The 11,890-nt window shown below is 66.0% G+C and carries 14 protein-coding genes; 3 read left to right on the top strand and 11 right to left on the bottom strand.

The window, feature by feature from the left end:
* Positions 1–2: 2 nt before the first annotated feature.
* Positions 3–1,028 (bottom strand): Holliday junction branch migration DNA helicase RuvB, encoded by a 1,026-nt coding sequence (gene ruvB / locus E5673_RS05160; RefSeq protein ID WP_056061260.1) that lies wholly within the window; start codon positions 1,026–1,028, stop codon positions 3–5.
* Positions 1,029–1,136: 108 nt separating this feature from the next.
* Between ruvB and E5673_RS05155 the strand changes: the two genes are divergently transcribed.
* Positions 1,137–1,988 carry a 2-hydroxyacid dehydrogenase gene (locus E5673_RS05155; protein WP_247599587.1) on the top strand — a complete coding sequence of 284 codons (852 nt, stop codon included), beginning with the start codon at positions 1,137–1,139 and terminating at the stop codon, positions 1,986–1,988.
* 235 nt (positions 1,989–2,223) lie between these two features.
* On the opposite strand, the gene ruvA is transcribed toward E5673_RS05155, so the two are convergent.
* The 5 genes from ruvA to E5673_RS05130 all read right to left on the bottom strand — a co-directional run bounded on the left by ruvA (position 2,224) and on the right by E5673_RS05130 (position 6,173).
* Positions 2,224–2,823 carry a Holliday junction branch migration protein RuvA gene (gene ruvA / locus E5673_RS05150; protein ID WP_136189194.1) on the bottom strand — a complete coding sequence of 200 codons (600 nt, stop codon included), beginning with the start codon at positions 2,821–2,823 and terminating at the stop codon, positions 2,224–2,226.
* 82 nt (positions 2,824–2,905) lie between these two features.
* Entirely contained in the window at positions 2,906–3,820 is a 915-nt protein-coding gene (locus E5673_RS05145) for a hypothetical protein (RefSeq protein ID WP_136189193.1), read from the bottom strand.
* A gap of 326 nt (positions 3,821–4,146) precedes the next feature.
* Entirely contained in the window at positions 4,147–4,653 is a 507-nt protein-coding gene (gene ruvC, locus E5673_RS05140; RefSeq protein WP_136189192.1) for a crossover junction endodeoxyribonuclease RuvC, read from the bottom strand.
* A gap of 201 nt (positions 4,654–4,854) precedes the next feature.
* Positions 4,855–5,598 (bottom strand): YebC/PmpR family DNA-binding transcriptional regulator, encoded by a 744-nt coding sequence (locus E5673_RS05135; protein ID WP_056051712.1) that lies wholly within the window; start codon positions 5,596–5,598, stop codon positions 4,855–4,857.
* A gap of 29 nt (positions 5,599–5,627) precedes the next feature.
* Positions 5,628–6,173: a DUF1003 domain-containing protein gene (locus E5673_RS05130; protein ID WP_136189191.1), complete on the bottom strand. Its 546-nt coding sequence runs from the start codon at positions 6,171–6,173 to the stop codon at positions 5,628–5,630.
* A 101-nt stretch (positions 6,174–6,274) separates the two neighbouring features.
* Between E5673_RS05130 and E5673_RS05125 the strand changes: the two genes are divergently transcribed.
* On the top strand, positions 6,275–7,738 hold the full coding sequence (locus E5673_RS05125; protein WP_121904341.1) for an ATP-binding protein: 1,464 nt from the start codon (positions 6,275–6,277) through the stop codon (positions 7,736–7,738).
* Positions 7,739–7,742: 4 nt separating this feature from the next.
* On the opposite strand, the gene E5673_RS05120 is transcribed toward E5673_RS05125, so the two are convergent.
* From E5673_RS05120 to E5673_RS05100, 5 genes are all read right to left on the bottom strand, one after another.
* Positions 7,743–8,186 (bottom strand): nuclear transport factor 2 family protein, encoded by a 444-nt coding sequence (locus E5673_RS05120; protein WP_136189190.1) that lies wholly within the window; start codon positions 8,184–8,186, stop codon positions 7,743–7,745.
* An 80-nt stretch (positions 8,187–8,266) separates the two neighbouring features.
* Positions 8,267–8,566, bottom strand: coding sequence for a DUF1294 domain-containing protein (locus tag E5673_RS05115; RefSeq protein WP_247599586.1), 300 nt, complete (start codon positions 8,564–8,566; stop codon positions 8,267–8,269).
* Complete coding sequence (locus E5673_RS05110) at positions 8,563–8,991, bottom strand: hypothetical protein (RefSeq protein ID WP_136189189.1); 429 nt, start codon at positions 8,989–8,991, stop codon at positions 8,563–8,565. Before E5673_RS05110 ends, E5673_RS05115 begins: the two co-directional genes overlap by 4 nt.
* A gap of 86 nt (positions 8,992–9,077) precedes the next feature.
* Positions 9,078–9,320: a DUF2312 domain-containing protein gene (locus tag E5673_RS05105; protein WP_197942503.1), complete on the bottom strand. Its 243-nt coding sequence runs from the start codon at positions 9,318–9,320 to the stop codon at positions 9,078–9,080.
* A 214-nt stretch (positions 9,321–9,534) separates the two neighbouring features.
* Positions 9,535–9,852 (bottom strand): DUF1244 domain-containing protein, encoded by a 318-nt coding sequence (locus tag E5673_RS05100; RefSeq protein ID WP_136189188.1) that lies wholly within the window; start codon positions 9,850–9,852, stop codon positions 9,535–9,537.
* An 80-nt stretch (positions 9,853–9,932) separates the two neighbouring features.
* Between E5673_RS05100 and pyk the strand changes: the two genes are divergently transcribed.
* Positions 9,933–11,396 (top strand): pyruvate kinase, encoded by a 1,464-nt coding sequence (gene pyk / locus E5673_RS05095; protein WP_136189187.1) that lies wholly within the window; start codon positions 9,933–9,935, stop codon positions 11,394–11,396.
* Positions 11,397–11,890 lie beyond the last annotated feature (494 nt).

Below are 11,890 nucleotides of genomic sequence, written 5' to 3'. Positions count from 1 at the left end.
AGTCAGGCGTCGAACAGGCCGTCCTGGCTGCCGGCCGGCGGGTTCAGGCCGAGGTGCTTCCAGCCGCCCGCGTTCAGGAACCGGCCGCGTGCCGTTCGTGCGATCAGGCCGAGCTGGATCAGGTACGGCTCGATCACTTCTTCGATCGTATCGCGCGGTTCGCTGAGCCCTGCCGCCAGCGTCTCCACGCCGACCGGGCCGCCGCGGTAAATGTCGGCGATCATCATCAGGTAGCGACGGTCCATCGCATCCAGCCCGAGCGAATCGACCTCCAGCCGGTTGAGCGCCGCGTCCGCGGCCCGCGCGTCGACCGTCTCGTGCCCCGCGACATTGGCAAAATCGCGCACACGCCGCAGCAATCGCCCGGCGATGCGCGGCGTACCGCGAGCCCGGCGAGCGATCTCCATCGCGCCGTCCTTGGCGATGCCTAGCCCGAGCAACCCGGCCGCGCGCGTGACGACACGCTCCAGTTCCTCGACCGTATAGAATTGCAGCCGCACCGGGATGCCGAAGCGATCGCGCAACGGCGTCGTCAGCAACCCCTGCCGCGTGGTGGCGCCGATCAGCGTGAACCGCGGGAGGTCGATGCGTACCGATCGCGCGCTCGGGCCCTCACCGATCATCAGGTCGAGCGCACGGTCCTCCATCGCGGGGTACAGCACTTCCTCGACCGCAGGCTGCAACCGGTGGATCTCGTCGATGAACAGCACGTCGCCATCCTCGAGATTGGTCAGCAGCGCGGCGAGATCGCCCGACTTGGCGATCACCGGGCCGGAGGTGGCGCGGAACCCGACTCCCATTTCGCGCGCAACGATCTGCGCGAGCGTGGTCTTGCCGAGCCCCGGCGGGCCGAAGAACAGCACGTGATCGAGCGCATCGCCGCGCGACTTCGCCGCCTGGATGAAGATGCGCAGGTTCTCGCGTGCGGCCTTCTGCCCGACGAATTCGTCGAGCGTCTTCGGGCGCAGCGCGGCGTCGACGTCTTCGGGACGCTTGGCGGCGGTCAGGATGCGGTCTGTATCGGTCACATCCTGCGATAGCGCGCTCGCGGTGAAGGGGGCAAGGCGGCTATGGGTGTGGGATGACCAACGAAACCTCGCACCCCGATTTGTATCTTCTGGGCGGAATCTCGCCCCTTGGAGGCGACGCTTGCCGAGCGCTTCACGTTGCACCGTGCGGATCCGCCAGCGACTACGCGCGCGATCGTCGGTGGCGGGAGCAGCGTGGTGGATGCGGCGCTGCTCGATCGCCTTCCCGCGCTGGAGATCATCGCGATCCATGGGGTCGGCTATGACGGAATCGACCTCGCCGCGACCAAGGCGCGCGGCATCGTGGTGACGACGACGCCCGACGTGCTGACCGACGACGTCGCGGACCTTGCGATCGGGCTGATGTTGGCGGTGCAACGGCGGATCGTCGCGAATGACCGTGCCGTGCGGGACGGCGGGTGGCAGGTCGATCTCGCGCGCCGGGCGAGCGGGCGACGGATCGGGATCTTCGGGCTGGGACGGATCGGCAAGGCGATCGCGAGGCGTGCTGCGCCGTTTGCGCGCGAACTCCATTATATGGCGCGATCCGCAAAGCCGGATTTCGAAGGCGTGTTTCATGCCGACATCGCTTCGCTGGCGGCGGCGTGCGACGTGCTGATCATCGTAGCACCGGGGGGCGAGGCGACGTCGCATATCGTGGATGCGAGTGTTCTCGGGGCGCTTGGCGAGGACGGTATCCTCGTTAATATCGCTCGCGGTAGCTTGGTCGACGAACCGGCGTTGGTGGCGGCACTACTGGACGGGACGATCGCCGGGGCGGGGCTCGATGTGTTCGCTGACGAACCTGCGGTTCCCGACGCGCTAAAGACGATGGATCGGGTGGTACTGTCACCGCATCAGGGTAGCGCGACCGTCGACGGGCGGGCGGCGATGGGGGCGTTGGTGGTTGCGAACCTCGACGCGCATTTCGGGGGGAAAGCGTTACTTACGCCGCTCTAAGGACGAGGCGACCGTAGTACGGATACCGCCCGAGTCATCTTCGTCATCCTGACGAAAGTCAGGATCCAGGGTTATTGGCGTTGCCGATTGCGGCTCTGGATCCTGACTTTCGTCAGGATGACGGACTAGTGGCGGTCGATAGCGTTCTCCTGCGCACGCAGGAGCCCAGGGTAACGGAGCGCGAGGATTTTGATCCTGGACTCCTGCGTACGCAGGAGAACCCCAAACGCGTACTCTAAGTCTTAGACGCCTTGCGCAATGCCAGCCGCACCAGCGCATCGAGCGAAGCGCCCGGTCCAAGTTCTTCGTCCGCCGCCGCCACCGCGACGCTCGCCTCGTTCGGGCGGAACCCGAGGTTGAGCAGCGCCGACACAGCATCCGCAGACGCGCCCGGCGCGGCGTTGACCACCGCCGGCCCGAGCCCAAGCGCAATCCCGCCGACCTTGTCCTTCAATTCCATCACGATGCGCTGGGCGAGCTTGGGTCCGACGCCGTTCGCGCGCGCGACCATCGCCTTGTCGCCGCTCGCGATCGCGCGTGACAGGTCGACCGGCTCAAGCGCCGACAGGATCGCGAGCGCAACGCGAGCGCCGACCCCCTGCACGCCCGTCAGCAACCGGAACCAGTCGCGCTCGTCTGCACTCGAAAAACCCACGAGCCGCTGGAAATCCTCGCCTACCAGCAGTTCGGTGAACACCGTGCAGGCCTCGCCGATCGGGCCGAGCGCCGACAGCGTGCGCGCCGAGGCGCCGACCAGATAGCCGACGCCGCCGACGTCGATCACGGCATGGTCGATGCCGGTCGAGTCCAGCCGTCCTTTGAGATGCACGATCATTGGATCAGGCGGTAGAACATCGACGGCGCGGCGTCATCCCGTCAAAATACGGGCGTTCCGGCTCGATCGACCCGCACGCCGGTCAGGCGTTCGGTTGCGGACGACCCTGCTCGCCCGTCGGACGGTTCTGGACGGGCGCAGCGGCCTTCGCGGCTTCGTGCAGCGCCTGGGTCGGCGCGCCGATCACCATCGCGCGGGCACGCAGGCTGGCGCGCAGGAATACGGTGTCGGACGCGATGAAGCGGCGCGGGGTCGTGCCGAGGAACGTGCCGGCATCGCGGAGGAAATGCGAGGCGTCGAAATAGCTGCTGTCGATCTTCGAATAGTCCGCCATGCCGTCGGTCCTGATCAGGCTGATGAACGATCGCAGGAACCGCGCGCGCCTCAGCAACAGCTTTGGTGGCATACCGAAATGGCGCGTCGCCATACGTCGCAGTTCATGCGTCGGGATGTCGAGGCGGTCGGCGACGTCCTTCATCTCGATCACGCCGTCGGTGACCGTCAACGCGGTGAACGCGCGGATCAAATCCTCGCGCGGATGTGGACGAGTGAAAAACGCGCCGAAGACGGCATCGAGCAAGGGCTTGATCATCGTATCGTCGTCGAGCGCGTCGAGCCCTTCGACCAGCCGCGCAGAGAGATCCGATCCCAGCGCCGAACTGAGCGGCACGACGCGGTTGTGGAATTCGCCGGCCGACCGCGCGGTGAGCCGCGACCAGCCGAGCGCGCTGAGGCCGATGCCCACGGCGATCCCGCCACGCGTCTCGGTCCGGAAGGCGCGGCTGGTCGGGCCGTAGAAACTTGCGCGGTCGAGCGGGCCGAAGCGGTGGTTGCCGACTGACACGGTCAGCGGCCCGGCGTCGACCAGCACGGAGATCATCGCCGGCGCCGGCAGATACCAGTTGAGCATCGGCGCGCGGTCGTTCGAGGCGTAGATCGCGTACCCCGTCAAATACTCGGACAGCGCAGGATCGGGGAGGTCGTACCGCATCGTCATGCCCGCAGGCATGGCGAACGCCGAGGCCGGAACATTGTTGCTGTTCGTTCCACCTCGTACGTGTTCGACAAGCATCGCGCCGCCTTTAATCTAAATTAAAAAAATCACGGGCGGCGCTGCCACAGCAATGCAGGCTTGGCTATCAAAACTTGATTGAGGTGTAATTATAGCACTCAGGCGCCGATCTCATTCAAAATGAACCAAGTTTTGTCCGAGCGAATATTGGCTTGGGTTGAGATTTGTGACGCGGCTAGCCGTGGCGCACGTCTTCGGATGCTACGCCGGAGAAACGGCGTTGCCTCGCGTTGGTCGGATCGCCGGAGAGGTCAGGCGCCTACGCCGCTGCGTCGTGCCAGGGCAGCGGCACTCGCGACGTGATGCGCATGCGTGATCGCGACCGCGAGCGCGTCGGCCGCATCGGGGCCGGCGAGTTTCGCGCCTGGCAGCAGCACGGCCATCATCGCCTGGATCTGTTTCTTGTCCGCGCCGCCGGTGCCGACGACGCTTTTCTTGACGGTCGACGGGTGGTATTCGCCGATATGCAGCCCTGCACCAGCCGCGGCGAGCAGGACGACGCCGCGCGCTTGTCCGAGCTTCAGCGTCGACTGCGCATTGGTGTTGCCGAGCACTTCCTCGACTGCGGCGCCGTCGGGGCGTTCGGTGCGGATGACGTCGATCAGCGCGTTGTACAACGCGGTGAGGCGGCGGGGGAGCGCCATCGACGGATCGGTCTTGATCTGGCCGTTGGCAATATGGCTCAGGCGGTTGCCATCGGCGCGGATGACGCCCCAGCCGGTGGTGCCGAGGCCGGGGTCTAGTCCGAGGATGATCATGCGGAGGTAGAAGGAGAAGGTTGGTTCGCGCGGAGACGCGGAGACGCGGAGGGGGTGCGTTCTTGGCGATCGTCTCGCGTTAGCGGGACTTTCAATTCTCCGGGCTGTCCGAACAATGCGAGGCCGCTGGCGCGGAGGACGTCGCCGCGAAGCACAACTCTCCGCGTCTCCGCGTCTCCGCGTGAACCAACCTTCTTCATCTCAACCGAGCGTCTCCATGATCTCGTCGGAGATCTCGTAATTGCCCCACACCGTCTGCACGTCGTCGTCGTCGTCGAGCGCGTCGATCAGCTTGAACAGCGTCGCCGCATCGTCCGCACCGACCGCGACCATCACCTGCGGACGCCAGGCGAGCTTGGCGCCTTCGGCCTCGCCGAGCTTCGCTTCCAACGCCTTGGCCACCTCGTGCAGGTCGCCCTGCGCGGTCCAGACCTCATGGCCGTCCTCGCTCGACGTGACGTCCTCGGCGCCTGCTTCGAGCGCAGCTTCGAACACCGTGTCGGCATCGCCCGCGCTCGCCGGATACGAGATCAGCCCGACGCGGTCGAACGCGTGGCTGACCGAGCCGCCCGCGCCGAGGTTGCCGCCGTTCTTGCCGACCGCGACGCGCACGTTGGTCGCGGTGCGGTTGCGGTTGTCGGTCAGCGCCTCGATGATCAGCGACACGCCGCCGGGGCCGAAGCCCTCGTAGCGGATTTCCTCATAATTCTCGGCATCGCCGCGGCTCGCCTTGTCGATCGAGCGCTGGATGTTCTCCTTGGGCAGCGACGCCGCCTTGGCCGCATTGACCGCCGCACGCAGGCGCGGGTTCATGTCGACGTCGGGCAGGCCCATCTTGGCCGCGACCGTGATTTCCCGGCTGAGCTTGCTGAACGCCGACGAGCGCTTCTTGTCCTGCGCGCCCTTGCGGTACATGATATTCTTGTATTTGGAATGGCCTGCCATCGGTGCCTCTTTAGCTGATGGCCCCGCTCTTAGGCGTCAGGCGCGGATTTCGCCAGACCGTCGATCTTCCGCTCGATCGCGTCGAGCCGGGCCAGCACCAGATGATCGATCTTGTGATGCACGCGCAGGATGTCGAGTTCGGCGCGGAGGTTGGTCTCGTAGTCGAGGCTGGCGGCCAGGCGGTCCTTCGCCGATTGCCGGTTCTGGCTCATCATGATTACCGGCGCCTGGATCGCCGCGACGGTCGACAGCAGCAGGTTGAGGAAGATGTAGGGATACGGATCGAACGCGCGCCCGAAATGCGCGAGGATGTCCGAATTCAGCAGCATCCAGCCGATCAGCACCGCACTGAACGCGATGATGAACCCCCATGACCCACCGATCGCCGCGACCCGGTCCGACAGTCGCTCGCCGAACGTGGATCGCTCGTCCGAGACGTCGGCAGCGTCGCGACTGACCGTCGTCCCGGCCTCGATGCCGGCGAGGACGCGGCGCTCCTCGTCATCGAGGTCGCCCGGCGCCTTGCCGAGCAGTCGCTGCGAGAGATCGGCGAGCAGGGATTGTTTCGTGGCCATGAGTCGCGCCCTAGCCGGGAATGCCAGCGCAAAGCCCGGCTTGCGACGCAAGCGACAAAGACTCCTTGCTCCCACACGCCCGCACCTGCCAAACGCGCGGCATGACGGTTAGCGTGAATATGGGCACCGACGGCAATGGTACTGCCGTCGGCGTCGACCTGGAGGAACTACTCGCCACCCGCCTGTTGGTGCAGGGCAATTCGGGCTCGGGAAAATCGCATCTGCTGCGCCGCCTGCTCGAGCGATCGGCGGGCCACGTCCAGCAGATCGTGATCGACCCGGAGGGCGATTTCGTGACGCTGGCCGGGCCGCATGGTCATGTCGTGATTGAGGCGGGCGACTATAGCGAACGTGAGATTGCGCGGATCGCGACGCGGTTGCGCGAACATCGGACGTCGGCTGTGCTGAGCCTCGAAGGACTCGAGGTCGAGGGCCAGATGCGGTGCGCCGCGTCGTTCCTCTCCGCGCTGTTCGATGCGCCGCGCGAGCATTGGTATCCGGTACTGGTGGTGGTCGACGAAGCGCAAATGTTCGCGCCGGTGACGGGCGGCGAGGTCTCGGAAGAGGTCCGCCGTGCCTCTTTGGCGGCGATGACGAACCTGATGTGCCGTGGGCGTAAGCGCGGCCTCGCCGGGGTGATCGCGACGCAGCGTCTGGCGAAGCTTGCGAAGAACGTCGCGGCGGAAGCGTCGAACTTTCTCATGGGCCGCACCTTCCTCGACATCGACATGGCCCGCGCGGCCGACCTGCTCGGGATGGAGCGCCGCCAGGCCGAAGCGATTCGCGATCTCCAGCGCGGCACGTTCATGGCGCTCGGCCCCGCGGTGTCGCGGCGTCCGATCACCGTGAAGATCGGCGACGTCGCGACGTCTGCGCGGAGCGGCAGCCCGAAGCTCACCCCCCTCCCCAGCGCCGCGCCGATGGACCTGCAGGACCTGCTGTCCGAGCCGGTGGTCGACGCGCCCGAACTCGGCCTGATGTTCGATTCGCGCCCGCGTCGCGTGCCGGCGGAGGAACTGCTCGACGGCATCGCCCGCCCGCCCGAGCCACGTACCGCCGCGCCGCCGCCGCCCGAGAAGACCGACGACGAGGTCGAGGCGGTCTACGCCGACGTGTTCCGTGCGATCGTCGAGGATCCGGAGTCGACGCTCCGGCCGCCGTCGGTGCTGTTCCAGGATTTCCAGGTGCGGTGCCGGATGGGCGGGCTGGCGAAACCACCGCTAGACCTTCCCGGCTTCGTGCGCCGCCTGAGCTGCGCCCGCGCCGGCATCTTCGACATGACGGACGAGGCGTGGACGGCGGCACTCGACGTGGCGAGCGGCCTGCCCGACGACATGCTCGGCGCGTTCCTTTTGGTGGCCCGCGCGGCACGTGAAGGCGAGCCCTGCCCGTCTGACGCGCGCATCGCAGCGACGTATGGGACGAGTTCGATCGGCCGGGTGAAGCGGCTGATCGGCTATATAGAAAGCCGCGAACTGATCGTGTGCCGCACCGATCTCGCCGGCAAACGCTCGATCACGATCCCAGGGCTGGGCTGGACGACGCTGCCGGCGGAGGCGGCGTAGATCGTCATCCGCGGATCGGGGTGAACTGCAACGACACGAACTGCCAGTCGCCCTTGATCCGTCGCGCGACGAAGCCGGCCCGCAGCGCGCGCGTCTGCATCTGACCGTCCTTGCCGGGCATGGTGTAGGCGATCCGCATCGTGACGACACCGATCGTGCCAGCGGGCCGCGCGACGGTTTCGGTAATCGTCATGGGCGGTGCGGCTGATTTCTTGTCGGCTGCGTAGAACCCGATCACGCGCTCGCGGGAATCGACCTCACCGACGGGCGATACTTCCTGATATTCGGGCGCCATCATCGCGTTCATCGCCGCCTGATCGAACTGGTTGCGGACCCGGACGAACGCCTCGGCACGCTGACCGAGTTTTTGGATGTCGACCTCAACCGATTGCGCCGCGACAGGAACACTAACCAATGATGCCGACGCAATCCCCAGAAATACCCGCATGCTTGCCCCCCGATGCAATGTAGCATAACGGCAATACACCTAAGTTTCAGGTGCAGCAATGACGCTGCCGGTCGCCGAACCTAGAATGCGAACGCGATGGCGAGACCTGCGATGACGCCGACTTGGACCATCGCGATCATTTGGAGATGGCCGACGAACGGCTGTTTGCGCGTCTTGTGGCGAAAGCGACCGCGCGCCCAGAACGCGCCCGGGCTGCCGCCAAGTGCGGCGAGCCAGAGCAACCGCGCTTCAGGAATGCGCCACGCGCCAGTCGATGATCGCCGCTTGTCGAGCGCGAACGCGGCGACCGTGATGACGTTGACCAGCACCAGCAAGAGGACGCCCATGACGACAGCAAGCGCACTATTCGGCGCGGTCAACGGTCCTCGCAACGGATCCGCATTTTAACCATGCGGACCTCTGCACGCTCGCCCGCATTCGCGCGCATCTTGACCATGTGGTCCTTCACGCCAATCTGGAATTCCGCCGGCCCGGTGACAGTGCATACCATCCCGTTGGCGACGCTGGCACACGCATCGACATATTGGCGTGCGTTAGTGATGACCGAGTCTTCAGCCGGACCGAGCCCCATCGAAACATAGCTCGATCCACCGAACAGCGCGGTACCCAGGCCGCCGAGCGTCTTCAGCTCCCATGCGGCGTGGCCTTCAAACGGTTTCGCCGTCTTCATACCGAGCTCGGTCGCGATCCGCTGGCAGAAGCTGGCGTTGGCCGCCCCCTCATCCGACTGGGCGGGAGCGGCCATAGTAGCCAGCGCGAGGGCGGCGAGAAAACGGATGGTCATAGCCGGACACTAGGCCGCAACCGATGACAGTTTTGTTAAATACGTCGAAACCGACGCGTTTGGCCGTCTCACCGCCCTGGCGATCCTCAGATCATCCCCAACGCCTGGAGGTAAACTTCGAGGATCGCTTCCTCCTCCTGATACTCTTCCTTCTTCTTCTTCCGGATCGACAGGATTTTCCGGATCGCCTTGGGGTCGTAACCGCGGCCCTTGGCTTCGGCCATCACGTCCTTGATGTCGTCCGAAATACCCTTCTTCTCTTCTTCGAGACGCTCGGCGCGCTCGATCAGCAGGCGCAGTTCGTCCGCTGCGACCGCGCCGCCGCCCATGCCGTGTTGCCGTTCGTCAGACATCGAAAATTCCCCACTCGCCAGCGCCCACGCGCCGGTCAAAAGCCAATCAAGATACAAGCCCGCACCGGTGATCGCCGTCCGGAGACGTCCTGAATCATGCCGAATTGGGTGCGGGCCAGCGTCTAGGCGTTTACCGTGTTCGGCTCAAGCGACCCTGCGGGGGATCGTCGCGAATCCGTTGCAGCCGTTCTCAGACCACCGCGTTCTTCGCAACGCTCGCCTTCATCCGTTCGAGCTGCTCGGGCGTCGCGTCACCCTGATGGTGCGCCTTCCACTCCGCATACGGCATCCCATACACCGTCTCCCGCGCGGCATCCTTCGTCATGCCGCCCGCTTCCTCGACCCAGTCGGACAGGCAATTGCGACAGAAACCGGCGAGCCCCATCAGGTCGACGTTCTGCGCGTCCTCGCGGTGGCGGAGGTGGCGGATCAGACGGCGGAAAGCCTGCGCCGCTACGGCATCGTCGAGCGTATCGAGCGTATCGAGCGAGTCGGTTTCGGGGTTCATTCATGTGCTCCGTGGTTGATCCCGCGGAGATAGGGTTTAAGGCCCGTCGCGGCAAAGACCTCCCCCAGGAAACGCACCGCATGACCCACGCCATTGCTCCCCGTTTGCGGAAAGTCCGCATCCTCGCGACGCTAGGCCCTGCCAGCAGCACGCCCGAGATGATCGCGACGCTATTCCGTACCGGCGCTGACGCGTTCCGAATCAACATGAGCCACGGCGACCAACAGTCGAAGATCGCCGTGATCCAGGCGATTCGCGCGCTGGAGAAGGACTATGGTCGCCCGTCGACCATCCTCGCCGATCTTCAGGGACCGAAGCTGCGCGTCGGCAAGTTCGATGGCGGCCGGACCGTGCTCGAAACCGGCTCCACCTTCGTGCTCGATCGCGACCCGACGCCGGGCGACGCGACGCGGGTGGAACTGCCACACGACGAGATCTTCGCGGCGATCGAGCCGGGCGCCCGCCTGCTGCTCGACGACGGCAAGCTCGTCCTTCGCGTCGTGTCGCATAGCCCGCGCGAGATCACGACGCGGGTCGAGGTCGGCGGCGCGTTGTCGAACAGCAAGGGGCTGAACGTCCCCGACGTCGTGCTGCCGATGGCGGCCCTGACCGAGAAGGATCGCAGCGATCTAGACTTCGCAGTCGACCAGGGCGTCGACTGGATCGCGCTGTCGTTCGTTCAGCGCCCGGAAGATCTGTGGGAAGCGCGGAAACTGATCGGCGGCAAGGCGGCGCTGATGGCGAAGATCGAGAAGCCGGCGGCGATCGAACGGCTCGAGGAGATCGTCGAGGCGTGCGACGGCGTGATGGTCGCGCGCGGCGATCTCGGCGTCGAGCTGCCGCCGCAGCAGGTGCCGCCGTTGCAGAAGCGCATCGTCGAGGTCTCGCGCCGGATGGGCCGCCCGGTGGTCGTGGCGACGCAGATGCTCGAATCGATGATTACGTCGCCCTCCCCGACGCGGGCGGAAGTGTCGGACGTCGCGACCGCGGTGTATGACGGCGCGGATGCGATCATGCTGTCGGCGGAGAGCGCGGCGGGCGCGTGGCCGGTCGAATCGGTGGCGATGATGGACGCGATCGGCGTGTCGGTCGAGGGCGATCCCGAGCACGGCGACCGGATGCACTTCACCGTGATGAAGCCAGATCCGACGACCGCGGATGCGCTCGCCGAGGCCGCAAAGAACATCGCCGCGACGGTGTCCGCGGTGGCGATCATCTGCTTCACGACCTCAGGTTCGACTGCGCGCCGAATCGCGCGTGAGCGGCCTTCGGTGCCATTACTGGTGCTGACGCCGAGCCATGAGACCGCGCGGCGGCTCGGGCTGCTGTGGGGGACGCATGCGGTGCACACGCGCGACGTCGAGTCGTTCGAGGACATGGTCGCGAAGTCGAAGCGGATGGCGTTGCGGCACGGGATGGCCACGGCGGGGGATCGGGTTATCGTGCTGGCGGGCGTACCATTCCGGACGCCTGGCTCTACCAACGTGCTGCATGTGGTGCGGATCGTGGGCGATGAGCTCAAGGGGCATCATTCGCAGGTTTGAGTTTGGGGGGCTTGAACTGGCAGCGCGCGCGACTTGCCGGTCGTTGCCATGCAGGCACAGCCCGGTGATGGGGAAAGTGGACCCCGCCCCAACTGTTCCCCCGCGAAGGCGGGGGTCCAGGGTACCGGTGCGCTACGGTATTCCGCTGGGCCCCCGCGTCCGCGAGGGAACGGTCTTGGTGTAGGTACGTCCGCCTCGTATCAGCACTGCATTCAGGCTGGGGCACCAACGAACGCCACCCTGCCCGTCATGCCGGACCGTTCTGGCGTCCACCGTTCCGCATGCTGCGCGCGCTTTGCAGGCCAACCGTTCCGATCGAGAACGCGAACCGGCAGCGCGCTATCATACTACCAGCAACCACCCCGGCGAAGGCCGGGGCCCAATTGGGGAACGGCAACGGCGACGCTCTCCGCTCCGTTACTGCGACCTTTCCACCTGGGCCCCGGCCTTCGCCGGGTGGAGTTCGCCGCCGGAGCCGAACGTAATCCAATCTA

This window comes from Sphingomonas sp. PAMC26645 (genome assembly GCF_004795835.1).
Classification (GTDB): Bacteria; Pseudomonadota; Alphaproteobacteria; order Sphingomonadales; family Sphingomonadaceae; genus Sphingomonas.
The sequence above is the reverse complement of the archived record's forward strand: the minus strand, read 5'-3'. Positions and strand labels throughout refer to the sequence as shown.